Below are 26,027 nucleotides of genomic sequence, written 5' to 3' on the forward strand. Positions count from 1 at the left end.
TCTCTTAGTTGTTTTGACGAGCAACCCACTGGGTATGCTCCCTTGAGAAAGCCAGTTCGGCCTCGTTCACCGCCGCGGAGAATGCCTCATCAGAGTTGGCGTCCGTAATAAGGTCGGCAGTCAATCCGATCTCGTGAGCTGTCAACGTGTAAGCCGATGCCAATTCGTTAAATTTCTTGATCTGGGTCCACCCGATAAGCGAGGCGGCGATAACGATTAGCGGCTCTGTCGGCCAGCCTGGCACCGCTGGGTCAGCGATGCGTACTACGATGAACGAGAACCCCAGAGCGTAAGCAATGACACCAAGGCCCATCCAAATTTTCGCGGATCTCTTGTTCGAGCGCGCTTTCTTCTCGTACCACTTACGTTGATCGCAAATTCGTTTCTGCAGATATAGCTCTTTTCGTGCTTTTAGCTGCGAGTCCCTTATCGACATCATCTCGTCTGTTGTTTGTGGGGATGCTGAATCCTTGCCGCTCAACGCGCTGCCAAGGTGACGATTGCTGTCAAGGATACCTTCCATGAGCTTGCGAAAATCAGCTCTAGCGTCGGCCGCACGCACGTCATCGAACGGCTGTGCTCGCATAGCAAAGCGCCAGGTCAATGTCTTTACTGACTCGGCCAAAGCTCTAGCTTGATACCAGACCTGCTCGGGCTTTGTGACCGACCGGAAGATGAGGATTCCCATTGAGCAAAGAAACACCGCCGCATACACACCGAAATAGGCTTTTGATGGCGAGAAATCCAAAGAGAGAACAGACGCGAAAAAAAGAAGAATGTACTCTGCCCGGATCAGGCGAAGAAATGTCGCCTGCTGCTCGTTAGATGCCACGTCAGCGCTATTATAAAGTCCAGGATATTTCATTTTTTAGAGCACGCCATTCTATTTTATGGCAGCAAATTCTTTAAGCCAGGATTTGGCAAACGTAACGTTTGCAGTCGAGCTTATAGAGCCTAGTCTTGAGCTAGACGCGGTCCCTCTGTTTATAAACAGGACTGCAGGTCCGGTCCCATCGATGTAGGGGTATAAGCCCAAAAATTCTTGCCCAGAGAAAATTTCCGAAGAATTTTTTGCCACGGGGAGAACTGCTACCGCGGTCCGAAAGCCATCGAAAAAGCCAAGCTCCCAAGGCATCCATCTGGATCCTGGAGAATTGTTCGAATGCACATAGATTAGCGTCTTGACTGCCTCATACGGGTCCGCAGCAACTCGGCAGTGGCCGAGGAGACCTTTGTGCGGTCCAGTTGTGAATCTTCGATCCAATCTACGTAAGCAGTGAACCCAAGCTCCTCAAAAATTCGCTTAACACCAAGAATGATCTCTGCGTCCTTGAAAGAATGTGACAGAAAAACGTCGAATGACGATCTGGCTGTAGCTGCGGCCATCTCTTCCTTTAGAACGATCGATGCGGCTCTATGTCCTCGAGTGGCATTCGCAACTTTTTTCAGCTCTGCCTCGGTCAGTAGCACTATTCAAATCCCCCATGTTCTGTTCGCAACCTATGAACTAGACGCCCATTCGATTAAGCGACCCATTGTCTCGTGAAAACTGGCCTTCGGGAAACCGCAATGCTCTCCAGCCGGTAGCGCAACCTCCACCTTCTCGAAGACCACGTCCCCTGGCAGCGTGACCGGGCTTGTCACCCACCTACGCGACCGCGGCTCAGCGATGCTCCTCGCTCAGAAGGCTGCGGAGACCAGCAATGTCAAACAGGACAGACGATCTCCTAATCTTGATCAGCAACGAACTTAGGACTTAAAAAGGCGATGGAGCGATCTCCGACGAGGGCCGGTTTGCTCGCCAAGGCCGAGCGGGCCAGCTTGCAATCCCGCTACCCGTCGGCTTGCCAACGCTGCCCCCCTACACGGGCGCTGACCGCGACTAAGCTCAATCGTCACTGACCGCCATTCCAGGGCAAAGGTTCCCCCCTTGAGGTAGCTGTAGAGGCACTTTTCGGCACTCCGCATCTCAGATATGGACGCCTCCTCCACCAGGCACGATCCGGTTGGCTTCTCGCCGCAACCGTGCTTGGCCAAGTGCGTCCGATGGCTGCTTCGATCCGTCTCCTGGAATCGATCGGTTCCAGATTGCTCAAGCGCATAGTCCTTCCTCGCCATCAACTTGCGGATAGCGCTCGGCCACCTTTCCAGCAATTAGTATACCGCAAATGTCCCTTGGGTTTCGTCGGAATGGACGCTTTTTGCCGACGAATCTACGGGAGCCGAGCCAAACGCCGTGGAAACTAAAGCTTTTCGGGTTTTACCGTTGCCTCAGGGCGGACAAGGGTATTGGTGAATTGGACTTCACTGGTTTCGTAACGACAAGGCTATAGTATTGATCGATCCCTAAGCCTGCCTGCAGCAGTCCCTCCATGAAATCCTGATAGGCGGCCATAGAACGAGACGCGACCCGCATCAGATAATCGACGCGGCCCCCAATTGCCCAGCAGTCCAGGATTTCCGGAATCTCTTGGATTGCAGTTTCGAAGTGTCGTTGGTCCTCAAGACGATGGCGATCCAGCACAACCTCCACCAATACAAAGATCATGCCACCGATGAGAGCAGGACTCAGTCGCGCGTAGAATCCCTCAATAATCCCTGCGGCCTTGAGTGCTCGGAGCCGCTCCGAACAGGCCGACGCCGAAAGATGAACTCGTTTTGCAAGCTCACTTTTTGAAATCCGACCGTCTGCCTGAATTTCGGAGAGAATCCGGACGTCCCAACTGTCGAGTTGCACGGGATCCGGTTTCGACTTCATAACCTGTTGCTCTCAAGCAGCGATCGACACCGCGTTGTGTGCCGATCAATTCTATCACCAATTGAAACGACCGATGTAGTAGTAGAAGGCCGTTCTCGGCCCGAGATGTGCCAGAATCGGGTACGAAAATCAGCTGAGCGAGAGCGATCCGCTGAGAAAAGATGCAGAAGTGTTTTGGCTATCGGCCCAACGCCTAACGGAGCAATGGTGCAGCTGGAGTGGATAGTCGGCGGCGTCGGGGATGTCCTGATAAATAGATAACCCATTTCTTGAATCTCCGCTGCCGTACTTAATAGAGTGCCGCGACAGCAATTCGAGCCTCGATCGCGTGGACGACACACTCTATGCAGTATTCACTGGCACATTCAGCTTCGGGGTGAATTGAAGACCTTGCTCGTCCGGCTCGCCGAGGCGCAGGGCACCGCAAATGCCGCTCGTCCTACGACTCGCCCAACAATTTTGCGCTGGAGTCTGGCCGAAATCATCCAACCGGGAAGACTCAAACGCCGATGTTGCGTGCGATGCTGTCGGCCGCCATACGCTTACGCCACTCAACAGGCCCGGAATTGTGAATGGAGTTTCCCTCAACATCGACGGCCATGATAACAGGCATGTCCTGCACATCGAATTCATAGATGGCTTCCATGCCCAGCTCTTGAAAGGCAACGACCCGCGCCGCCTTAATCGATTTTGAAATCAGGTACGCAGCGCCACCCACTGCAGCAAGATATGGAGTTTTGTGTCTTACGATCGACGCGATGGCGGCCGGTCCCCTCTCCGCTTTGCCCACCATCGCGAAAAGGCCGGTTTCGGCGAGCACCTTGTCCGTAAAGTCGTCCAAGCGGCTGGAGGTTGTTGGACCAGCGGGTCCAACAACCTCATTCCTCACTGCCCTGACAGGACCGACGTAGTAGATCACGCGTCCCCCCAGATCGACTGGAAGCGGCTTGCCGGCATCGATCAGTTCGACCATTCGCTTGTGGGCTGCGTCACGGCCCGTCAGCATCTTTCCGGATAAAAGGAGGGTCTGCCCGCAGCGCCACGATGCTGTCTCTTCCTTCGTCAGCGTATCAAGATTAATCCTTCGTACGCCGGCTGGCCTCAATTCTTCCGTTCCAACCTCGGGCCATTCGCTCAGATCGGGAGGATCAAGCCTAATGGGTCCAGAGCCATCCAAGGTAAACTTCAGGTGCCGGTTGGCGGCGCATTGCGGGATGAGCGCCACAGGCTTGGACGCCGCATGAGTAGGATAGGTCGCAACCTTGACGTCAACGACCGTCGTCAGACCACCAAGGCCTTGGGCGCCGATACCAAGCGCGTTGATCCGCTCATAAAGGTCAATCCGCAGTCCCTCCTCTGCGCTTGACGCCCCCCTGGCGATCAGTTCCGCCATATCGATGGGGTCGTTCATGGCTTCCTTGGCCAGCAGCATCGCCTTTTCAGCGCTACCACCGATGCCAACGGAGATCAGGCCGGGCGGACACCACCCACTGCCGAGGGTCGAAACGGTATCGACTACCCAGTCGGAAACAGACCCGCTGGGGTTCAAGGTGGTAAAGCGTGCCTTGTTCTCCGATCCGCCGCCTTTTGCGGCAATGGTAATCTCAATCTGGTTACCCTGCACAAGGTCAACGTGGACGACTGCCGGCGTGTTATCGCGGGTGTTGACCCGTCCGGCGAGAGGATCGGCAACGATCGACGCCCGAAGCGGATTGTCCGGATCGAGATATGCCCGACGGACGCCCTCATTCACGAGGTCTGCGAAACTGCCCGCTGAGTTGATGCGGACGTCCATGCCGACCTTGGCGAAGACCACCACTAGGCCGGTGTCCTGGCACATCGGCCGCCGCCCGAAGGCCGCCATGCGGGAGTTCAGCAGAATTTGGCCGATTGCGTTCTTTGCCGACGGACTCTGTTCGCGCGCGTAGGCCTGCGTAAGAGACCGGATGTAATCTGGAGGATGGTAGTACGAGATGTACTGAAGTGCGTCGGCAACGCTCCTTGTGATGTCCTTGCCGGCGATGGTCCGTCTTCTATTTCCCACCGGATTCATCCAAATGAGCTGAGGCCGTTGACCATTTTGAGGATTTGGAAGCTTCGGACCCCCTGCTCGCCGCCTTCATATCCGTAACCACTCTGCTTGACACCCCCATAAGGGGCGTCCGCGGAAACCCCTTTCAGGTAATTCACACTGACAGCGCCCGCCGAAAGACTGTTGGTCAGCTTTCGTTGTGTATCGGCAGCTTCCGTGAAGAAGTAAGCGGCCAAGCCATACTCAGTGGCGTTGGCTTCCTCGATGGCCTCTTCGAGCGTGTCGAACGGCGCGACCGTGAGGATCGGTCCGAACGGCTCTTCATGAAGCACTCTGGCATCCTTTGGCACGCCCGTCAGGATGGTTGGCGGCCAGTAAAAGCCCGGTCGGTCGAGGCGAGCGCCACCTATCTCGATGCGGGCGCCGCGTTCGGCCGCATCCTTGGTCAGGCGCTGCATGGCTTCGATTCGCCGCGCGTTCGCCATCGGACCCATGTCCGTTGCAGGGTCGTCTGGTGGCCCGATCTTGATCTTGCGAGCCGCATCCGTCATCCGGGACAGGAATTCCTCACAGCGGGACCGGGCAACCAGAATCCTGCTGGGAGCATTGCAGCTCTGCCCCGCGCACTCGAATTTGTATTCCGAAATAGCCGGTATCGCCCTTGCGAGGTCCGCGTCCTCGCACAAAATAACCGGGGAGTGTCCACCGAGTTCAAGGATGCAGCGCTGCAAATTGTTCGCCGCGAGCGTGGCCAGCTGTTTTCCAACGGCGGTTGAGCCCGTGAAAGTCAACACCTTCACGATTGGCGAACTGAGCAGATGCCGCGATATATGAACCGGAACACCGAAGACCAGACTGACCACGCCGTCGGGGATGCCTGCTTGGCGCAATGACTCAACGATATGGACCGCAACGCTCGGGGTCTCTTCAGCCCCTTTGAGGATCACCGGGCAGCCTGCCGCAAGCGCGGGGGCGAGCTTGCGGGCGATGAGAACGGCTGGATAGTTCCACGGCGTAAAGGCAGCAACGACACCGAGCGGCTCCGGGACGACCATCCGGTTCGGCCCCATCGGAATCGGGGCCGACAGCTCTTCGGCATGCCTGCCGTTCCATTCCAGAGTTTCGACCGCGCGCGCGTATTCCCCTCTCGCTTCGGCAATCGTCTTTCCCTGTTCGGCCGACAGGTCCCTTGCTGCTGCGTCAACCTTCGCTGCCAGGATCCTAGCGGCTCCCATGAGGATTTCACCGCGCTCTTTCGCAGGACGTGCGGACCACGCTCTGCGGCTGCGCTCGGCCGAAGCGAGGGCCTCATCCAAATCCGACGGCGTCGCCGAAGCCACCGAGGCAAATACCTTCTCAGTCGCCGGGTTAACCACCGGCAAAGTGGCTCTGCTACCGCCGGCTCGCCATTTGCCGTTGATAAAGAGCTGGTGGCTCCTAGCGTCGGACATCGCGCGCTCCACTTTTGTTTTCATGCCATACGAGCGCTGTTCGATGTCGAAACCGCTGAACTCGCTTGAGCCAGTTTCATAGCGATGGTCGCGGCGGGTCAAATATCGATTAGTGCCGAATTCCATCTGGAATCCAGATTGATCTGATTTTGATAGCGGCAAGCGGTCATGCTCCAGCTTTGTAGCTTGAAGTGTTGTCAGGTCGGCTCAGCAGCCACCGCAGCCCAGCCGCGGCTCTCAATTAATTCTCTGGCCACCTTGGGGATGAGCTTACGCACCGCGGAAACGGCTGCAGAACGCTCATCTTTCGGATTCACAGCAAGCACGACGGAGCGGGTAATCACCGGATCGACAATCTTGACGGTCCGCACCAGCCCTTGAGAGGCTTCTTTCTGAACCGCGGACGGGGCGAGAATAGAATGGGCCTTTCCCTCTATCACCATGTTGATAATCGTTGAGAGCGAGTCCACTTCAAACTTGACGTCCAGCGCGCAACCGTGTTGTGCGACGACGTCAGCGACTGAACGTCTGACGTTATTGTTGCGCATGGGGACCGCCAGCGGGAATGCATGCAGGTCAGCCAGAGATATTGCATCTTCGAAGGGTGGCTCACTGGGCGGAACCACCAGACAAAGGTTTTCGCGGGCTAGCACCGTCATTCGCCCTACACTGTCCGCGGTGCGGTAGAGAACCGCCAGATTGAAGCGTCCAGCAGCCATCCACTCCTCTAGCGGTCCAGTCATACCCTCGACCATCTTGAGGGACACCTTGGGCAGTTCGTTTCTTACCGACTCAAGCAGCGGGCCGCTTAAGACTCGAGCAGCTCCAGACGGAATGCCAATAGTCACCTCCCCAGCCGGGGAAGCCGCCGTGGTGGTCAACTCCACCTCAGTAAGGCGAATTTCCCTGAGAATCGCCCGCGCCCGATCGAGGAGTTTGGCTCCTGACGCCGTGACGCTCACGCCGGTCCTATCGCGTATTAGCAGCTGAGTGCCGAAACCCTCCTCCAGTTGACGCACATGTAGGCTCAGCGCACTCTGAGCGACATTAAGAAAGCCAGCGGCTTTCGTGAAACTGCCTGCTTCGACCACGCCGACGAAATATCTTAACTGCCTAATTTCCACGGCTACTCTTCCGAGGGCGGACTGAAATTGATGTAATCTATCTCGAAATGCGATGGCGCGATAGCAATAATTGTGCCACGCTGTAGCAAATCAAGGCCGAGCAAGTGGGCCACCTTGGTAAGGGTCGTTCCGTCTGGTCTCTGAAACAGCCGCTGAGGACCCAAACGCCCCACCCGCCTGCAGGACCCGTGGCTATAATTTCTCGCGCTCTTCGGATAACCGGGACATCGACCATCTTGCCGTTCAAGGCGAAAGCAGCTCTGCCCTGCGCCGCGGCTTCTTTTTCCGCAAGGAGCACACGACGGGCCCACTCACTTCCCAAAGGACAAAGCCGAGCCGCCGCGCCTGCGCCGCGGTTTCACGAAGTTTATGCGTGTCGGAAAACTCGCCTATGCTTCCTATGAAGCCCAGTGGGAGTAAGCCGGCGGCACGCGCTGCAAACAGAACAGAAAGGTTCGGTGTCAACGGAAGGTCGAACTCCGGCGAGCCGCCAACAGCCGCACTGAAGTCTTCAGGACCGAGCGCCATTGCGACCATCCTGGGATGCGCCGCTGCAATGGCGGCGAGCCTTTGCAGGGCGCCTGGGGTTTCGATCTGGGCAACGAACCGGATGCGTCCCGGTGGCAGATTTCTTTCATGTTCAAGTTCCGAAACCACATCCGCGATCTCTGATACCCACTCTGCCGACTCCGTCTTCGGAAGAACAAGCGCGTCAACACCCGCCATCACGGCGCGCATCGAGATCGGCTGCCAAGGCGCGCAAACCAAGATTCATGCGAACTAGAACATGTGTGCCCTTGCGGCCTACCTTTGCCACCGATGCAGAAAGTTGGCGCCGTGACTCACCCTTCTGATCCTGAGGAACCGAGTCCTCGAGGTCGAGTATGACGCCATCTGCACCGCGCTCATGGGCCGTGTCCACAAAGCGCGGAACGTGAGCGGGAACGAAAAGCAGGGATCTCCAGCGGGGTAGAGACACCGCGCTTTCAACAGCCGGAACGGGGTCCCCGGATCATGGAGTCGCCTCTGCGGTCGATTTTAGCGAGCGCGTGGCAGTGAGCTTGTTGGGGGGGCCAACGCGCTGGGGTGATCCGAAGTATGCATGCTCTCGGTAGCTCGCGAGCGCACTCACCTTGTTCGACATGACGTGCGCTCACGCTGACGCGCCGCTCCAACTTGGTTCTCCTTACCTTACAAGTGAGAACGGCACGCGCCTTGCCGGCAATTGCGCCACATCCGGAGCTTGATTTGAACGATGTCTCGGGGCGCTGCGTCCGTCGGGCTTTGCTGCGCCGGCGACCTCAGCAGCGCATCGGTTTCCGGTTACACGCAGACGCGACAAATCCCGGGCAGGACACGCTCGGCTAATAATTGAAGAAGCCTACCGGTGTAGCGTCGGAAGGGGCGTTTTCCCTCCGCTGCCAGCGAAGTCGTCGAAAGCCTTGCCATAGAGAGTATAGCTCGTCTCATCATTCACCGGCTTAAATCCATGCCGACGATAGAAGCGATACCCGCCTTGGTTCCCATGATCGACGGTCAGGCGGAAATAGCGATAACCATTATCGTGAGCAAACCGGGCGACGTGGCGCAGCAGCTTTTCACCAATCCCATGGTTGCGGAATTCCTCGTGAACGAACAGGTCCTGAATGTACAGACCAGGTTTTCCCATCCAGGTAGAAAACACTGGGAAGTAGAGGCAGATTGCCGCGATCCTATCGTCGCACTCGGCCAACATCACAGTAAAGTCGCGCCGGGGCCCGAAGCCGGCGGTTTCGATATCTTCGCGGGTGCTTTTAAAACGCCCAGGAAAGCCGAGCGAATCAGCGAGCAGGCGTAGCGCCAATACGATCTCTTCGGAGTCCTCGCATTCGGCTACCCGAAATGACACTCCAGATGTCATGATTTGATCCTCTCTGCTCCGATCGCTAGTAGGTGCTTGAGATGCCGATTGTGCTCAGGAACCGAACTCAAGCAGCGCTGCGGCCCCCATCCCCCAGCCAACGCACATGCTGACCACGGCATATCGCGCACCTCGTCGACGGCCTTCTAGCAGCGCATGGCCAACAAGGCGCGCTCCGCTCATCCCGTAAGGATGACCGATCGAGATGGCGCCACCATTGACGTTCAACTTATCCGGATCCAGTCCAAGTCGGTCGCGGCAATAGACCACTTGCGCGGCAAAAGCCTCGTTGATCTCAAAAAATCCTATGTCGTCGACCGAAAGGCCGTGGCGCTTGAGCAGGGGCGGAATGGCGAGCGCGGGCCCGATCCCCATTTCCTCAGGAGCGCAACCGACCGTCAGCATGCCGCGGAAGACACCAAGCGGGCTGATGTTTCGCGAGGCCGCTTCGGAGGCCGACATCAGGACGCACGTCGAGGCGCCGTCGGAAAGCTGAGAGGAATTGCCCGCGGTGGCGGTCGAGCCCTCGCCCATGACGGGCGAGAGCTCCGCCAAGCCTTCCCGAGTGGTGTCAGGACGGTTGCATTCGTCGCGCACCAGTATGACGGAGACGATATTTTCTTCGCCGGTTTCTCGGTTCTTCAGAAGCTGTTTAGCTTCGACTGGAATTATTTCATCGGAGAAACGTCCCGCTTCCTGCGCCGCCGCGGTGCGCATCTGGCTGATCAGCGCATATTCATCCTGCGCCGCGCGGCTGATGCGATACTTGCGCGCAACCAGATCCGCCGTCGCCAGCATTGGAATGTAGTATCCGTCCCGGATCGTGGAAATGCGATAATTGGTGCCGTTCCAGTCGTCGTTCTGCACCAGTGAGACACTGTCCATGCCGCCAGCCAAGACTACATCACACTCGCCGGACCGGATTTGGTTCGCGGCCGTCGCGATAGCCGCCAGGCCGGATGCGCATTGCCGGTCGATGGTGGCGGCAGGCACACCGTCTGGAAAACCTGCGGCAAAAATGGCGTGCCGCGCAACATTGATGCCGCTGGTGCCTTGGGTCAGTGCGCAGCCGAGCGTGAAATCCTGCACCTCGCCGCCCTCCAGTCCGGCCCGAGTTAAAGCGGCGCGCATGGCATGGGCGGCCAGGACCGGCCCTTGCGTCGCATTGAAAGCGCCGCGATGGGCCTTGCCAATTGGGGTGCGGGCGGTCGAAACGATGACGGCGTCTCGCATAGATTATTCTTCCTCCAGGCCGCACCAGTCGGCAATATATAAGGCGGTCGTTTGGGTCACGCGCCGAACCGACTCCAGATCGACGCGCTCGTTGAAGCCATGGATCGCCTCGGCGCGCGGTCCATAGACCAGCGCGGGCGTGTTAGCGTAGAGGCCGAAGAAGCGGGCATCCGTCGTGGCGGTAATAGCCGCGTGTTGCAGTGGCTTGCCAGCGACAAGACTATGAGCTCGGTCCAACGCAGCCAGCGCTGCGTGCGCGGGCGCACTCTTGTCGTCCTTGAATGAATAGCCTTCGGCCGCGAAGCCGTTATAGACAATTTCTGGTCGGCTCCTGGCTAAGAAGGGATGGTTCCGGGCCGTATCGAAAATGGTCTCTTCGATCATTTGGCGCGCATCATCGAGTTTGTGTCCGGGAAATACCCCCATGCGAGCATCGAAAATGCACCAAGCTGGAACGGAACTGGCCCAATCCCCGCCCTCGATCTTGCCGACGTTGAGATTGAGGGCGTGGCTGTGGTCGACATAGTCGTGATGGCGGCATTCCACCGCATTCATCTGCCGCTCAAGGCGGTGCAGCGCCTCGAACAGCGGGATGGCCGCTTCGATCGCGTTGGCGCCGGAACCGGCATAGGCGACATGAGTCGGCACACCCCTCAGGTGCACTTGAAACCAGATAACGCCGACTTGAGAGGATACGAGCTTTTCGGCAAAAGGCTCGGGGATCAATGCCGCATCGGCGCGGTAGCCGCGTTGCAAGCAGGCGAGCGCGCCGTTTCCTGTACACTCCTCCTCCACAACGGACTGAAAGAACACGTCCGCGGCCGGGCGCAGGCCGAGATGCTTTAACGCCTCAATTGCAAAGAGATTCGAGGCTAATCCGGCTTTCATGTCACCCGCGCCGCGGCCAAACATCCAGTCGCCATCGACGTATGGGTCGAAAGGGGCGCGGTTCCACATATCCAGTGGCCCGGCGGGCACCACGTCGATATGGCCGTTGAGGATCAGGCTGCGGCCGCTACGGGTTCGGCTTCGCAGGCTACCCACCACGTTCACAGCGTTCTCATAATTCCCAGTAGCCGGCGAGAAGCCGGGCAGGTCTGCGATGTCCTTTACGTCGATTTGCCAGCGGTCGACCTCATACCCGCGGTCAGCCAACTCTCCGGCAACAAAATCCTGTGCCGACTGTTCGAGTCCCCGGGTCGACGGATGGCGCACAAGTTCGGTCAGAAAATCCAGTTCTTTGTCGAAGACCGAATCGACGGCATGCAGGATAGTCGTCCTGTCCATCTAAAACCTCGGCAAATCCTGATTTGGAACATGGAATGCCGCGCCGGTGACGGCCTCTAGATCGGCAAGGCTGGTACCATCAGCGATCTCGCGAAGGCATAACCCTTCGGGGACGACGTCGAATACCGCCATGTCGGTGTAGATTCGGTTCACATGACCCTTGGCCGTAAGTGGTAGGGTGCATTGGCTAAGGATCTTCGGATCGCCCTTGCTGTCCGTGTGCATCATGACAACGCCCACCCGACGCGCCTTCTGCGCCAGTTCGATTGCCCCACCCATACCAGGCGAGAATTTGCCGGGTATCTTCCAGTTCGCCAAGTCGCCGTTTGCCGCCACCTGAAAGGCACCGAGGAGGCTCAGGTCTAGCCGCCCTGAGCGCACGATGGCGAAACTCACCGCGCTATCAAAGAACGCCGTGCCGGGAATGGTCGAGACATAGGCGCCGCCCGCGTCAATCAGGTTGCGGTCGGCCTTCTCTGGCGCCGACACTGGGCCAACGCCTGCGATTCCGTTTTCCGAATGCAGACAGACGGGCGTGCTGGGCGAAACGTATTGCAGAACCTCGGTCGGCAGCCCAATTCCCAAATTGACAGTCATGCCGCTTAGAATATCGGCGGCCGCGCGCTTCAACATTCGCTCTTTAGCGTTCGACAACACCGTAAACCTCCGGCAATTCATTGAGTTCAACTACTGCGTCGACAAAGGCTCCGGACAAGTGGATATTCTCGGGCGCGAGGGTGCCGAATGCCACGATTTCCTCGGCCTCGACGATAGTTCTGGACGCGGCCATGGCCATTAGCGGATTGAAATTTCGGGCTACGGCTGAGAAGTAGAGGTTGCCGAAAGCATCGACCTTGTTGGCGTGGACGAGCGCGAAATCAGCCCGCAACGCGATCTCCAAGAGGCCCGCCTTGCCATCTACGGAAACACGCTGCTTGCCCTCCTCAACGGCAGTACCAAGCCCAATGTCGGAGACGAAACCCATCATCCCGGCACCGGCCACGCGGATGCGCTCGGCCAAAATACCCTGCGGGACGAACTCAACCTGGATTGCGGCCTCGTTCATCGCCCGCATCGCCGTTGGGTTGAGCCCGATATGACTGGTCACCAGCTTGGCTACCTGGCCATTTTCCAGGAGCCAGTCGACGCCCATGCCCGCCTCATTGGCGTCGTTCTTGATTATAGTCAGATTGCGGGGCCCCTGTCTGACCAGCTCACGGATCAGACAGAACGGGGTTCCGGGCACACCGAAGCCGCCGAGCATCACGGATGCGCCCTCCCCAATGGCCGAGATAGCCTCGCCGATCGAGCTTCGTTTGTCGGGAAGTGGCATGCAAATCACCCAATTCTGGTTTACCCGCGCACGACTTGGAAAGCGCACGCAGACCGGCTCAGTGCCGTTCCGCTGAGTGCGCTGCCAAAAAGCAATTTGAGGGCACATATTGCGTTTAGAACATAATTCTGCCCAACATTGACTGAGCATGGTCGATAGTGCAAACAAATAATCATAATCATGACCATTGGTGGCATCTATGGCGCGACCGTGTTTGATTCCCGGCCGGAGTGGAATCTCTGCGCACCTTCAGTGGTGGGAGCACGTGGAACCAGGCGGGCAGCGGAGTTCCTGACGCTGTGAGTTGTGCCTGTCGCAATAGCGTCGCTGCCGCCAGACATTGTTATCCATAGCGGCCCCTCCTCACGAGGGCCGATTCCATTATGTTACACTCGTGCGCAGCCGCAACTTCCTGAGGATTGTAGTAAAACGCTTGGCAAAATCCGCATCTCTCCTGCTCTGTTTCGCAATGTCCTCTGAGGATCACCTCTTACTTGGCTCCTGCGCTAGTCCGGGGAGGCAAGCAGCCCCAGACTGTCCCTGTTCGTCAAGGGACGGAAATGGTGTAATCGACCAACGGATTAAGTCGACGGCGTGCTGAAGTATGGTCTCGGTCCGAGTACGGTCGGGTGAAGTAGCGGTGACATGTCCGATGCAGTCTTGCGAATCGCCTTTTCTGACGATGGGCTTCTTGGGCTGAGCATACAATTTGACCTCGGCGACGCCGGGTACGGCAGCAGCCTGAGTGTTGCCGTCGATCCAATCGAGGGTGCCATCGAGGCCAGGAAGTAGGTAGCGCCACGCGGCAGTATGTGAGCGCTTTTTACGCAAATCGCATTTACCACCGGTGGCAAGCTTGATGTGCTCGGTCACGAGATCGACACCGTAAGCCAGATGAACCAGTTGAGGACCGACACCCAGACGAGGATTGACTTCAATGACAACTGGGCCATGCTTCGTCCACCGGAGTTCGATGTTCGCAGGCCCCCAGCCAAGACCGAGAGCTTGCAAACAGCTCAACGACACATCAGCGATACGTTTATGCTCGTCATCGGTCAGCGGGGCTGGAAAGGTGACCTCACGGAAGACGAAATGCGGTAGGCAGTCGAACTCAGCGGTACCAACTCCAATCACCTCATGTCCCATCGTGTCAACGTTATAGTATTGGCCTTGGGCGAATTCTTCGATCAGTATCCTGGGCGAGGGCTGCGATGTGTGTGTCAGGCCACACAGATTAGTCGCATGTTTGGCTAATTCTTCGACCGTGCGGCACAACTGGACACCGCTGCTGCCGATGCCGACTGACGGCTTGACAATTGCCGGCAGGCCGATCTCAACGGCAGCGCTTTCTACATCCGTCGCACTCGCCGCCACGCGATAAGCAGGTATGGGAATGTTGGCCTGCGCGAGGAGCTGACGTTGAATGACTTTATCGCAGCATCGTTCAATCGCTATGGGGTCCGGTCCAGGTAGGCCGAAATACCGGCAGAGCCTACCAACTGTCGCATAGACGGCTTCCCGGGCGCTCGTAATGCCAGCAATGTCATAGGTCGAACGGAGCAGGGAACATTCGCGGATCAGCGCCTCTACATCAGTGGTATCGACCCGGATGGCCTCGGCGCCTTCCGCTGCGACGTAGTCGTATTGAGCTGGGTCAGCCGAAAGGGTGATTGGATGAAAACCAAGCCGATGGGCCGCTTGGACGTATAGCGGACCGTTACTTGCTCCTTCAATCAGGATGATTGCTCTTCTTGTCATCGGCTATTGACCTTTCCCAGCGTGCGATGCCGTAGTATGGGTAATTCGGTATCAGCCTGACCTCAGACGCAGTGCGGAAGAACATGAGTTCTAAAGTTCTTGGGCCAGCGACGATACTACCGCATCTGGTAGTTGACGCATCCGCTCGTGGCTAACGCAACACCTATGCCAACGAGCGCGATGCCGCAAACTGGAGGTTTGCGGGTGACGTCCCAGGAGATCTCTAATCTCGGTTCTCAACTGATCGCAGTTGGCATCGCGGGTCAGGCTCATGGTTCTGGCGAGGTCGTCACTTTGACCTCCTCATCATGAGGTGGATGGGCTCAGTTGACCAATGAGGTGTTCGCGGTTCCCGGATGATGCCGTAAGCGCCCGGGCGCGGTTCGGACCGGATAGCGATCGCGCGCTGGACGCTGAGGATAGGGTCCACGGCGAGGCTTAATGGACACGATCGCGACGCATGCAGTGGCTGGCCAAGTTTCTGGGATGGCGCGCCCGCCGGCGCAAGTCATACACTCTCGAAGACAAGCAGCGGCTGGTTGCCGAGAGCTGTGACTCAGGGGGCGTCGGTGTCGCTGGTGGCGCGGCGGCACGATATCAATGCGAACCTGTTGTTCACCTGGCGCCGGCAGATGCGCACGCCGACGTCGGCGGCTTCGCCGCTGGGAATTGGTCCCCGTCGAAGTTGTCAGCAGCGCATCAGTTAGCTCACCGGCCGCGGCGGCCGGGGCGGTACAGCGCGGCATGATGAGATCGTCCTGGTCGGCGGTGGGCACGTGCGGGTGGACGCCGCGGTCAACGAGGCAGAGTTGCGCCGGGTGCTGTCGCTCTGAAGGCGGTGGCATGATCTCGCTCCGGTCCGAGGCGGGTATATCTTACGACGCAGCGGTGCGATATGCGCAAAGGGATGGGTGGCTTGGCCTGTCCTTCACGCGGCCCGGACCTTTCAAGTGCGCGTCGCCTGTTTCGAGGATCGTGCGGAAGCGGTTGCGGCATGGCGGGGTCGAACTCGGGCGGGTCGCAGGTGCGCATCTCCTGCCACAGCCTTGCCACCCAACTCGTCAGGCAGCGAAGGCCAATCAACGAGGTCGCCGATCTTCTCGGGCACCGCAGCATCAACACAACGGCGCTGTGCTTGAAGGTCGCGGCCTCGCAACTCGCCGAGGTCGTACTCCCTTTTCCGGGAGGCGTCGCATGAACGCCTTTGCCCGTTTCCTCGGCGAGAAGGCCGAGCGTTACATGGTGGATTCCCGAAACTGCGACGAAGGAGGATATCATGCAGGTCGTTCGAATAGGTCTGGATTTAGCGAAGCGTGTTGTCGAGGTTCATGGCGTGCCTCTGCATCGGAGTGCGCAGCGTCAATCCACATTGGATTAGAAATCGTTAACGTGCCAAAGTAGTGATAGGTAATTGAATCAGGCTGATTAATCCGCAGGTGGATAGGCATGCCCGCCGCCCTTGAAGTCGGAGACGGTAAAGCAACCTGCATCGTCTTGCCGGATGGCATCGGGTCCGATCACCGCCTTCCCATGCCCACCGGGAATGTCGAGGATGTACGTCGGCTGGCACAGTCCCGAAATCCGGCCTCTCAGGCCTGCGACCAGAGCCCGGCCTTCCTTGATGGTCAGGCGGAAATGGCCTGTGCCCAGAGCAAGGTCCGGGTGGTGGAGGTAATATGGCTTCACCCTCGTTTCCACGAAGGCGCGCATGAGGGCCGCGAGCGTGTCGGAGTCGTCGTTGACGCCCTTCAGCAGCACAGACTGACTGATCATCAAAATGCCTGAATCGACGAGCCTGGCGCAGGCCGCACGAGCCGAAGGCGTCAACTCGCGCGGATGATTGGCGTGGAGAGCTACATAGGTCGCTTTCCGACTTGTCTTCAGGGCCGCGATCAAAGCCTTGTCGATCCGCTCCGGCTCGACCACCGGGACGCGGGTGTGGAAGCGAACGATCTTCACGTGATCGATGGTAGCCAGCCGCTGCATAATTTCCGTGAGGCGGCGGGGCGAGATCATGAGCGGTTCCCCGCCGGTGAGGATGACCTCCGAAATCTGCAAGTGATCGGCGATATAGCCGAGGGCCCTGTCCATGGCCTCGGGGGACAGGGTGCCAAGCCCCTGCGGACCCACCATCTCCCTGCGGAAGCAGAAGCGGCAATAAACTGGGCAGACATGAATGGCCTTGAGCAGCACCCGGTCGGGATAGCGGTGGACTATGCCTTCAACGGGGCTGTGCGCGAGATCCCCTATTGGATCGTCGCGCTCCTCGGGCGTCGCGATCAGTTCGGCCGCATCCGGCACGAATTGGCGCGCGATGGGGTCGTTCGGATTATACCGGTCGATCAGCGCGGCCATGGCGGGGCTGATCGCTATGGCATAGTGCTGGGCCACAGCCTCGATACCTGCAACGTCTTCAGCCGTGACGAGGCCGGTCTCGACCAGAGCCGCAGGCGTGCGGATGGGACGGGCGCTTGTCGGCTTAACTTGATGGCGCTGTCTTGACATGTTGCTTTCCTTCCTTTTTCGATTGCGCTATCGCTTAGGCGACGACTGGCGGAGCGCAGCTGTCGCCGCAGTTCACCGAAAGCAAATCTCGCGCCAATCTGGTGGATCAGCACAAGAAGTGTTGTTCTTGCTGTTCAGCTCTTTGCCTGCGGAAACGAGAGATGGACACAACACGCGGTGTCGCGGGTCTGACAAAGGCGACGAGAACAGTGTCGGACAGCGTGGTCGTCAGACGCCGAAATTCATCATTGCCTAAACACCGGCTGAGCCTGCCTTCGTGATTGCCCGGTCCACGTGGCGGCGAGCACATCACCCGATGACGCATGTCTCACAACGCAAGCGACGGGTGCAACTCACATGAGTGAGTGATCCGTCAGCATAGTGGGATATTAGGATGAGACCTCCCGCTGGTGTCTGTAACAGAGGTCTGAGGCTCTTGCACTTTTCGAACAGAGGCGGTCGGACGCCTCCTCTCGACCCTGAGCGCCAAACGGGCGGCATTCCGCCAATGGGAAGGCGGCTTCGCCTCATGATCATCGAGCATACCGATCGCGTTCTTGCGGTGATAGCCGGTAACCGCGACAAGCTCATCCAGGATCCGCTGCTGGTCAGCTGACAGCTCGATCGATAACGCTCCGATAATCGCTGCAGCCAATTCCGTCCGAGTTGCCATGCTGATTCGACTTGCCATCCATCGTCCCCGAGCCAGGATGGCAGACGCTGCGCGGGACCACGATGCCTATCGGGAACATTCAGCCTGCGGCATTATCGGGCTAGTTTCCGTCGCCAGCTGACGCGCCGGTGCTGGGATGAGGTGGCCATGGGGAGAACCTGCTGTGGCGGAGTTTGCTCGGCTGCACTCCAGAAGGAAACCCAAATGATCGAAGACAGACTGCTGTCGGGCGAATTGAGAAACTCACCCCGCGTTGCCGACGGAAGCCGCTGATCTCCGTGTTGCTGCCGGCGCTTGAGCAGCATGGCGAGCTTGAGGTGGATGGCGAGCTTCGCGACAAGCTTCTGACGATCAGCGCAGCGGCGATGGATCGGCCTCCTGTCGCAGGGGCGTGTTGTGGCTCGCGGCGGGCAACGCCGCTGTGCCGGAATGAGTTCGGCGTTGCGCCGATCGGTTCCGATCCTGGAACGACGCGCCGGCCCGGTTGTCGAGGTTGACTTCACCATTCCGGCAACGGTGTCCGAAGGTCGTCATGATGATGTTTCCAATGCTATAGAGGATTGGCCTGCCTTTGTAGATCTCAACACCTCTGAGTTGATGCAGCCCATGCACAATATAGGCGTCGGCGCCGGCATTAAAATTGCGTGCAAAGGCCGGGCGTACCAGGCGTCTGCTGAGACTACTAGTTCCTTGGCTCGTGCCCATTGTTGGTGCCTATGCAGAAGCCTGAGAACTGCTTGGCCTGACGCACATTGCGGAGAATACGGGTGACGTCCGCAGGGTCGAGCTGGTAGCTGTAGCCAACCTCGTCGCCCAACTTGAACCTGACTCGGGCAACGGTCACAGGGCATTGAGACCTGGCCTGCCTGGCGCTTCACCGGCCGGGTCGCAGGCACGCGACATCGCTGTGAACGTGGAGGCAAACGATATTAAGGAAACTCTTCCGCGGAAAGTTTTCAGAAGCGTGCAGCGTCAGCCTGCGAGAGGTTTTCGCCATCGCCGGCATAGACGATCTCCGTTTTCTCGCACATTCTCTCGGCGCCGCATTCAACGTGTGATTGTTCAGTAACTTAGAAGGTTGGATTCTATCGCCTTCAAGTCAGGACCGAGTTCCGGAACATTTACGTGACAGGCACCGCCATGTTCGGCTTGCGGGCTCCGCCTGAAGGACCGGGCGTCAAGAATATTCGTTTCGCATAGAAGATGACGTCTGGCTCCGGAGGGTTTCGACGACGGCACCAAATCCGGGAGGGTTTCCCTTGTCCCCGGACGGCTCCACATGACTCCAACGACGGATCGAAGCCACACAGTCAACCGCCGCCACTGGCGTGCCATAATGCCAGCGCAAGCCATGATGACGTTGCCCCCAGTCTATCCGCTTTTGAGTTCGTTTCCGGCGTGGGTTGTGTCCTGCTGGGCGGTGAAGCGACGGGCGCTGGCGCGGAGCCTTTGTGTCATACGGCAACAGCCGATGGCTTTACACGCCCGCCGTCAGCTCCCGAATCCTTCCTTCAGGGTAGCAACAGCTTTCCGCTTGGCCGCGAGCGTCACCATTAATGGGATGGTCCGCCCCGTCCCCCCGCAGCATCTGGGCAGTCACAACAAAGGAGGTTGCAATGTCCCCACGCAATGCGCCACGCCCTGCGGCCCTCCATGGTGTCGATATCGGCAAGAACATCTTCCACGGCGTCGGCTTGGACAGCGACGGCGAGCCCAGCGAGTTCGCTTCCGACGCGATACGTTGATGAAGTTCTTTGAGCGGGCAGCGCCGGCAATCGTCGGGCTGGAATCGTGCACTGGATCGCAATGGATCGCAAGGAGACTCAGGCACTGGGGCACAAGATTCGCCTGATCCCAGCGCAGTTCGTGAAGCTCTACGTCAAGTCGAACAAGATCGAGGCGTCGCTGACCCCGTGCTTGCGACACAGATCGCCAACCGATACCCCGGCCTCGTGTTCCTTCAAACTTCCGATGATCTGCTTCTGGTGCACGCTGCCGCCGGCATGATGGTGTCCGTGGGTCCGATCGGTTCAAAGCTCTTCGGCGTGCTCGGGAACCGGCAACGACAGATCATGCGAACTCGTCCGGATCGCGCCCTGCATCGAGCGCTCGCTATTCCGTGGACAACTCAGCCTAAGCTGCTGACCGATGGAAATCCTGTCCGTCAACCCACATGCGGTAAAGGGTGACTGCCATTCGTCTGGCCGGGCGTCGCACGTAGGGTACCCTGTCGATTGGCAATCTTCATTCCCCAAGCCTTCATGCGACCATCGGGTCGTCGGGTGCAGTATGACGTTGGCCGCCTCGAACGGGGCTGTTGCGACTCACTCTGCGGCTACGGCACCAAATTAGCACCGAATGCAAACATAGGCGGTTGTGATGTGGTGAAAACCGGATCGATATTTAGATATCACCACGTCGTCCGAACTGTCTGTTTGCCCTGCCCGCGCGGGGCCGAAGGAACCGCCAATACTGCGCCGGCGGTTTAGGGTGACTGCATCAAGGTGTATCCGATGATTATCATGGCATTTCCCCTCATTTTCTTGACATGCGATGGCGAATGACCGCAAGCTTCTGCCCGACAACTACTGCTTGGTCCGAAGACGCGCTGCCTCCAGAATCAATTCGTCGAAGGCTGCGGCGTATCGTGGCCGGATATCTCGTCTCAGCCCAACGACGCTAAGCGCCATATCCAGCTCCGGCACGTATCCGACATTGAGTCCCCACCAGCCGCGATGGGAATAGACGGTTAATTCTCCAACGCTATGGATCTGAGGGCCATGTCCATAAACGGAGTCGTTCTGATTTCTTGGAGTCGTCGTCTTGGCGACGGATACCATCACGTGGATCGTTTCCGACCTTTCGAAAATCTCGCCATGAAACAGCGCGCAGAAAAACCTGGCGAGGTCCTTTGGCGTGGAGATCATTCCGCCGCCGCCGAAAAGATCATGTGGAGGGTCTTCGTCGTAGCTGTCCCAACCGCAAGCATATTCATATTGGTGCGCCCGGGTGAGCACGCCTTCGCGCTCCGCTTCGAGCACTTCCCACCAAGTACTTGCAAGCCCTAGGCGATCAAAGCCGACGAGTTCCCGCGTTGCTACCGCCATGGATTTGCCTGTCATCTTCTCAAGGATCGCGCCTAGCAGGAGGTACCCGGTGTCGCTGTACTCAAACGCCTCTCCCGGGCGGAAACGCGGACCGCTCTCCATCGCCATCTTCAGTTGCTCTTCCAAAGTGAAGCAATGTCTTACTTGCCCAGACATCAGCTTTGGCAACATCTGAGCGAAAGCATTTGTGTAGAACACATCACAAAGTCCGCCGGTGTGCGAAAGGAGATGGCGTGCAGTAATCGCCTTCACATCGTAACCGCCATTTTCAAGAATTAAAACGTGGGCGGCAGTCAGATAGGAATCAATTGATTGAACTAGGTCGATTTTTCCCATCTCCCACAGCCGCAAGATAGCGGCGGCAACAAAAGGTTTAGTGACACTTGAAATCCGAATGGGGTGCGTAGGTGTCAACGGCTCGCACCCCGCCCTCTCTGTCACGCCCGCCGCCACTCCGACTTCCAGATCCAGTTTCGGCGCTATTATATACGCGGAGGCTCCAGGCGCCCCATCGGCACCAACGAGATCGGAAACTAGGGTTTGGGCTTTCGCCTGCAGCATCGTACGGGTATCGCCAACGGTACAGCACGCCTCCACGGAGGCGCCTAACTTTGATTGAACGACCGTTGGCTGCTCCGATTGAGCGCCAACGACGCCTGAGGCGCCGCTACGCTCTGCGCCTGCAGAAGCAGCAAGCCATCGGGTCCTGACGGTCATTCTTCCCCCGTTATTTTGCATGAACGGAACAGCGAGGCCCGCAATCGCAGTGATACGTCCGACGAGACAACGCCTCCTGACGGCCTCGACGACGACTAGCGCAGCAAAGGTGAAAAAACGCCGCCTTGTTCGGAAGCTCCGGATTGTAGCCGCGCCGTACCCTTCTCATACGATTCTTAGAATGCTCGCCGTGGGTCGCGCGATGTGAAGCGTCGCGGAACGTGGCGTGCACCGTGGCGACCGCGTAGCCCTCCCGAACCGGGCCGATTTGTCGGGAAGACCCATTGCCCCTGCGTGCTTCGAGCGCCTTGGGGCACTCGTGCCCCGTCGGAATGGCAGTGATCGATGGCCCGTAGCCGGCGAATCCGTTGATAGTGCCCACATCGAAACCACTTCATCAGCTGCCCGCAAGACAACGCCCGATCCATGGCGAACGACGCGCGCCAGTGGCGTCCTGATCATCTCGATGCGTTCGAACATAACGGGCTCCTCGCTGATGATGCTTTATTCGGCTGAGTACTAGCGCACAACGAACCCTTCCTCAAATAGATAGTTTCAATATCGATTATGAATTTGGCGGATGTTCGCCGAGGTCGGCATGTCATCTCTGCCCGACCTGTTTCGTGCACAGCTTAGGTGACCGCAAAGGTATGGACGCGATCTCAAACGTGTGGTTCTTTGATCTCAATTGAATCGGTTATGGAGGTCTATGTTGCTATGAGCCTAGGTAGTGTCCCTCTGAAATCATCCCTCGACGCAACTGTGCTTCAAGCCCACGAGCGCTATGCTGCTAAGCGCCTTAATAGCGCGGCACTGCATCGCCAAGCCGTGTCGGTTCTCCCTGGCGGCAACACCCGAACTGTGCTCGCTTATGGGCCCTTCCCGACCGCCATGGTTCGCGGCGAGGGCTGCCGCCTTTGGGACATCGATGGTAATGCGTACCTGGATCTGTGCGGCGAATATACGGCCGGGCTCTTTGGCCATACTGAGACGCGAATTCACAACGCCCTGCAGCAGGCCATGGCGCGCGGCCTGAGCCTGTCAGCTGTCGGCGAAGCCGAGCAGCGTCTTGCCAGAATTCTGTGCGACCGTTTTAACAGCATTGAAATGATCCGTTTCACGAACAGTGGTACGGAGGCCAATCTTATTGCTCTGAGCGCTGCGCGAGTATCGACGGGCCGCAGCCGCATCATCGCCTTTAGGGGTGGCTACCATGGTAGCGTCCTGTACTTCCCTGTAGCGGGCGCCAGCGCCATCACAGTTCCCTTCCCCGTTACACTGTGTGACTACAACGAAATCGAAGGCACCGTGGCTGCGATAAAGGCCGCAGGCGACGACCTCGCCGCCGTAATCGTTGAGCCGATGCTCGGCAGCGGCGGTTGCATCGCCGGTTCGCCGGAGTTCCTGACAGCTGTCGCAGAGGCGGCACGGGCGACGGGAGCACTTCTAATCTTCGACGAAGTTATGACATCGCGGATGGCAGGCGGAGGGATGCAGCAAAGGCTCGACATACAGCCCGATATCACAACGCTGGGTAAGTATATGGGTGGCGGTATGAGCTTCGGCGCTTTTGGCGGCCGCCGAGAAGTGATGGAGATTTTCGCCGGCTGCGTTTCCCATGCCGGCACGTTCAACAACAATGTGATGACCATGGCGGCCGGCATTGCCGCGATGGGCGAGGTGTTCACCCCCGCCGCGGCCGAGGAACTATTTTCGCTGGGCGAGCATTTGCGCGACAGACTGAACGCGATCTGCCAAACTGCCGGAGCACCGCTTCAATTCACAGGGATTGGATCGCTGGCCACTCTACATTTTCGGCGAGGAGACATCACGTGCCCCTATCCCGCCAGTTCCGTGGAAGAGAGTTTGAAGGAACTATTCTTCTTTGACATGCTCGATGCCGGCGTCTATCTCGCGCGGCGCGGCATGACATCCCTCAGCTTGCCCACAACCATGACAGCTCTCACGGAGTTCACCGATGCGGTCGAGGCCTTCGTTGCCGAGCGAGCATCGCTGATGCATTAAAGCGACCGAAACGGGCAGGGAGCAGAACAAGAGCAACGTGATCACTGAAATCTCTGCTGGAGCTCGCTTGAGGAGGCAGCCTATCGCTAAATCCGCGGCGTTCTGATCAATGGCGATTTCACGCCGGACAGCAAGCTTTGGATCCGTTGGGTCTTTACCGCGTTGTCGCTGAGTCCCATGCCGGTGCGCGCCGCGTTGCGCCGCTTGGTGGCCGAGCGAGCACTAGATGCCACGTCGTCGGGGACGGCTGTGGTGCCGCGCCTGAGCCGCAACGAGTTTTCCAACTGACTGCGATGCGCCTGCGACTGGAGCCGCTGGCACTGACGCTCTCCGCGCCGCATGTTATGCTTCCGCAGCTCCAGCGGCTCGACGCCCTCGTCGAGCAGCATGAGGTGGCTCGCGCCCGCGATGGCGTCCGGCCAGCGGATACCGCTTCCTATTTGAGCTTTATCGCTGGTGCGGTTCGGCCCTGCTGCTCAGCTTCATAAAGAGGCTCTGGCTTCGCCGCAGCCCGATTTTCTGGGAAGCGCGCTGGGCGCTTCTAGCCCGAAGTTTGAATAGTGAAAGTCCGGGAAGTGGTGGATTTGCGCGGCTTCTCGGTGAAAATTGTTTCAATTTGTGTCCATATAGGGGATTCCAAAACGGTCGAACTATAATTCGATTCGGCCATGTTCATCGAAACCATACCCAATCGCCAGTCGCCCGCGGTGTTGCTGCGCGAGAGCTACCGTGACGAGCGCGGCAAGGCACAGAAGCGGACGCTGGCCAATCTGAGCAAGCTGCCGGCCGCGGTGATCGACGGGCTGAAGGCGCTGCTCAAGGGCGGCCAGGTGATCGGCACTGGCGAGGACGGGTTGCGGGTCGAGCGCTCGCTGCCGCACGGGCATGTGGCGGTGGGAGTGGGCATGGTGCGCAAGATCGCGTTCGACCGGCTGCTGTTGAGCACGGCCAAGGATGTCCAATCGCGGCGGCATTGCGACCTGGTGGTCGGGCTGATCGTCGACCGGCTGGTGGCGCCGCGCTCCAGGCTGGGGTTTGTCCGTGCGGTCAATCCCGAGACCGCATGTTCCAGCCTGGGTCAGGTTCTGGGCCTGTGAACGGTGGCCGACTGGCGGCGCAGTACGGGCCGCTGCAGCTGTCGCTGTTCGACGATCGCGACCTGGCCGAGATCGAGAGCTCCAGACTATCCCGGCGAGCGCCTCGTGGTGTGCCGCAACCCGGATCTGGCGGCCGAGAGCGCCCGCAAGCGCAGCGAACTGCTGGAGGCCACCGAGCGCGACCTCGCCACCATCCGGGAGCGGTCCGCCGCGCCCGCAAGCCGCTCAAAGGCGCCGCCGCCATCGGCCAGGCGATCGGCGCCGTGCTCAATCGCCGCAAGGTCGGCAAGCACTTCCAGTGTACCATCACCGACACCGACTTCTCCTTCGCGCGCGATCACGCCGCCATCGAGACCGAGGCGAGGCTCGACGGCATCTATATGATCCGCACCCAGCGTCGAGGCCGAGGCGCTGAGCGCCGCCGAGACCGTCCAGGCCTACAAGGATCACGCCCGGGTCGAACGCGCCTTCCGCTGCCTGAAGACGGTCGATCTGGACATCCGCCCGATCCGCTACTGGGCAGCGCCGCGGGTGCGCGCTCATGTCTTTCTCTGCATGCTGGCCTATCATGTCGAATGGCATCTGCGCCAGCCCTGGCGCGACACCGACCTCGAAGCTGCCCGCGCCGAGCGCGCCTCGCCGGTCGTCAGGACCGAGCCCTCGCAAACCGCCAAACGCAAGAAAGCCACCAAATGCAACCACAACGGCCTGCCCGTCATGGGCTTTGCCGACCTCCTGCGCCATCTTGGCACCTTGGCCGCCAACACCGTGGTTGCCCCCGCTGCAGGGCGAGCACTCCTTCACCCTCTATACCCGAAAAACCCATTCCAGCAGGCTGCCTTCGAACTCCTCGGCTTCGACCCGGCTCGTGTCCAGTAACGCAAAACCATAACCGGCAGAAAACTGCGCCGGATCAACGCCTTGCAGCCTTCGAATATTCAAACTTCGGTCTAGAGCACGTCCCGTGATCGATGAATCGATTGTGATGTGACGACGAGCTTCTCCGGTGATTCAACATCCACCTTGA

At 58.8% G+C, this 26,027-nt stretch carries 23 protein-coding genes and 2 pseudogenes; 6 read left to right on the forward strand and 19 right to left on the reverse strand.

The features are described 5' to 3' along the window. Positions 1-4: 4 nt before the first annotated feature. The 13 genes from AC0L25_RS00960 to AC0L25_RS01020 form a co-directional block, all read right to left on the reverse strand. Entirely contained in the window at positions 5-865 is an 861-nt protein-coding gene (locus AC0L25_RS00960) for a DUF4231 domain-containing protein (protein ID WP_473593790.1), read from the reverse strand. Positions 866-2,260: 1,395 nt separating this feature from the next. Continuing rightward, positions 2,261-2,758, reverse strand: a complete 498-nt coding sequence (locus tag AC0L25_RS00965; RefSeq protein WP_473479208.1) for an Lrp/AsnC family transcriptional regulator — start codon at positions 2,756-2,758, stop codon at positions 2,261-2,263. Positions 2,759-3,257: 499 nt separating this feature from the next. Further along, entirely contained in the window at positions 3,258-4,811 is a 1,554-nt protein-coding gene (locus AC0L25_RS00970; RefSeq protein WP_473593791.1) for a fumarate hydratase, read from the reverse strand. Next, positions 4,808-6,241 (reverse strand): NAD-dependent succinate-semialdehyde dehydrogenase, encoded by a 1,434-nt coding sequence (locus AC0L25_RS00975; RefSeq protein WP_473593819.1) that lies wholly within the window; start codon positions 6,239-6,241, stop codon positions 4,808-4,810. The genes AC0L25_RS00970 and AC0L25_RS00975 overlap by 4 nt, the downstream gene beginning before the upstream one ends. Before the next feature lie 197 nt (positions 6,242-6,438). Next, positions 6,439-7,365, reverse strand: coding sequence for a LysR family transcriptional regulator (locus AC0L25_RS00980; RefSeq protein WP_473593792.1), 927 nt, complete (start codon positions 7,363-7,365; stop codon positions 6,439-6,441). 243 nt (positions 7,366-7,608) lie between these two features. Further along, on the reverse strand, positions 7,609-8,103 hold the full coding sequence (locus AC0L25_RS00985; protein ID WP_473593793.1) for an aldolase/citrate lyase family protein: 495 nt from the start codon (positions 8,101-8,103) through the stop codon (positions 7,609-7,611). After that, the gene (locus AC0L25_RS00990) at positions 8,078-8,344 is read right to left on the reverse strand and encodes an aldolase/citrate lyase family protein (RefSeq protein WP_473593794.1); all 267 of its coding nucleotides are present in this window, start codon (positions 8,342-8,344) and stop codon (positions 8,078-8,080) included. The genes AC0L25_RS00985 and AC0L25_RS00990 overlap by 26 nt, the downstream gene beginning before the upstream one ends. Positions 8,345-8,746: 402 nt before the next feature. After that, positions 8,747-9,265: a GNAT family N-acetyltransferase gene (locus AC0L25_RS00995; protein WP_473593795.1), complete on the reverse strand. Its 519-nt coding sequence runs from the start codon at positions 9,263-9,265 to the stop codon at positions 8,747-8,749. 54 nt (positions 9,266-9,319) lie between these two features. Beyond that, positions 9,320-10,498 (reverse strand): thiolase family protein, encoded by a 1,179-nt coding sequence (locus AC0L25_RS01000; protein ID WP_473593796.1) that lies wholly within the window; start codon positions 10,496-10,498, stop codon positions 9,320-9,322. Positions 10,499-10,501: 3 nt separating this feature from the next. Further along, complete coding sequence (locus tag AC0L25_RS01005) at positions 10,502-11,785, reverse strand: ArgE/DapE family deacylase (RefSeq protein ID WP_473593797.1); 1,284 nt, start codon at positions 11,783-11,785, stop codon at positions 10,502-10,504. Then, positions 11,786-12,442, reverse strand: a complete 657-nt coding sequence (locus AC0L25_RS01010) for a 3-oxoacid CoA-transferase subunit B (protein WP_473593798.1) — start codon at positions 12,440-12,442, stop codon at positions 11,786-11,788. It lies immediately after the preceding gene. Further along, positions 12,426-13,118, reverse strand: a complete 693-nt coding sequence (locus AC0L25_RS01015; RefSeq protein ID WP_473593799.1) for a CoA transferase subunit A — start codon at positions 13,116-13,118, stop codon at positions 12,426-12,428. The genes AC0L25_RS01010 and AC0L25_RS01015 overlap by 17 nt, the downstream gene beginning before the upstream one ends. Before the next feature lie 483 nt (positions 13,119-13,601). Further along, entirely contained in the window at positions 13,602-14,876 is a 1,275-nt protein-coding gene (locus tag AC0L25_RS01020; protein WP_473593800.1) for an ATP-grasp domain-containing protein, read from the reverse strand. Positions 14,877-15,427: 551 nt separating this feature from the next. On the opposite strand from AC0L25_RS01020, the gene AC0L25_RS01025 reads away from it, so the two are divergent. Continuing rightward, entirely contained in the window at positions 15,428-15,583 is a 156-nt protein-coding gene (locus AC0L25_RS01025; protein WP_473593801.1) for a transposase, read from the forward strand. Positions 15,584-15,870: 287 nt separating this feature from the next. Beyond that, the gene (locus AC0L25_RS01030) at positions 15,871-16,074 is read left to right on the forward strand and encodes a hypothetical protein (protein ID WP_473593802.1); all 204 of its coding nucleotides are present in this window, start codon (positions 15,871-15,873) and stop codon (positions 16,072-16,074) included. 227 nt (positions 16,075-16,301) lie between these two features. Here the strand turns inward: AC0L25_RS01030 and AC0L25_RS01035 are convergent, their stop codons facing one another. Continuing rightward, positions 16,302-17,381 (reverse strand): lysine-2,3-aminomutase-like protein, encoded by a 1,080-nt coding sequence (locus tag AC0L25_RS01035; RefSeq protein ID WP_473593803.1) that lies wholly within the window; start codon positions 17,379-17,381, stop codon positions 16,302-16,304. Positions 17,382-18,405: 1,024 nt separating this feature from the next. Next, positions 18,406-18,759: a CapA family protein gene (locus AC0L25_RS01040; RefSeq protein ID WP_473593804.1), complete on the reverse strand. Its 354-nt coding sequence runs from the start codon at positions 18,757-18,759 to the stop codon at positions 18,406-18,408. A 911-nt stretch (positions 18,760-19,670) separates the two neighbouring features. On the opposite strand from AC0L25_RS01040, the pseudogene AC0L25_RS01045 reads away from it, so the two are divergent. Beyond that, a pseudogene (locus tag AC0L25_RS01045) lies at positions 19,671-19,947 on the forward strand (IS110 family transposase); the annotation flags it as partial. On the opposite strand, the pseudogene AC0L25_RS01050 reads toward AC0L25_RS01045, so the two are convergent. Next, positions 19,947-20,045: pseudogene (locus tag AC0L25_RS01050) on the reverse strand (transposase); the annotation flags it as partial. The pseudogenes AC0L25_RS01045 and AC0L25_RS01050 sit on opposite strands and share 1 nt — an antisense overlap. Before the next feature lie 594 nt (positions 20,046-20,639). Beyond that, positions 20,640-21,722, reverse strand: a complete 1,083-nt coding sequence (locus AC0L25_RS01055; protein WP_473593805.1) for a serine hydrolase domain-containing protein — start codon at positions 21,720-21,722, stop codon at positions 20,640-20,642. Between the two features lie 855 nt (positions 21,723-22,577). Here AC0L25_RS01055 and AC0L25_RS01060 point away from each other — a divergent pair. Further along, on the forward strand, positions 22,578-23,903 hold the full coding sequence (locus AC0L25_RS01060) for an aspartate aminotransferase family protein (protein WP_473593806.1): 1,326 nt from the start codon (positions 22,578-22,580) through the stop codon (positions 23,901-23,903). 86 nt (positions 23,904-23,989) lie between these two features. Here the strand turns inward: AC0L25_RS01060 and AC0L25_RS01065 are convergent, their stop codons facing one another. Beyond that, entirely contained in the window at positions 23,990-24,292 is a 303-nt protein-coding gene (locus AC0L25_RS01065) for a hypothetical protein (RefSeq protein WP_473593807.1), read from the reverse strand. A 279-nt stretch (positions 24,293-24,571) separates the two neighbouring features. On the opposite strand from AC0L25_RS01065, the gene AC0L25_RS01070 reads away from it, so the two are divergent. Further along, positions 24,572-25,000, forward strand: coding sequence for a hypothetical protein (locus tag AC0L25_RS01070; RefSeq protein ID WP_473593808.1), 429 nt, complete (start codon positions 24,572-24,574; stop codon positions 24,998-25,000). Between the two features lie 86 nt (positions 25,001-25,086). On the opposite strand, the gene AC0L25_RS01075 is transcribed toward AC0L25_RS01070, so the two are convergent. Beyond that, the gene (locus AC0L25_RS01075) at positions 25,087-25,341 is read right to left on the reverse strand and encodes a hypothetical protein (RefSeq protein ID WP_473593809.1); all 255 of its coding nucleotides are present in this window, start codon (positions 25,339-25,341) and stop codon (positions 25,087-25,089) included. Between the two features lie 70 nt (positions 25,342-25,411). Between AC0L25_RS01075 and AC0L25_RS01080 the strand changes: the two genes are divergently transcribed. Continuing rightward, positions 25,412-25,879 carry a hypothetical protein gene (locus AC0L25_RS01080; protein ID WP_473593820.1) on the forward strand — a complete coding sequence of 156 codons (468 nt, stop codon included), beginning with the start codon at positions 25,412-25,414 and terminating at the stop codon, positions 25,877-25,879. The last annotated feature ends 148 nt before the right edge of the window (positions 25,880-26,027 follow it).

It is taken from the genome of Mesorhizobium sp. WSM4813 (assembly GCF_055811555.1).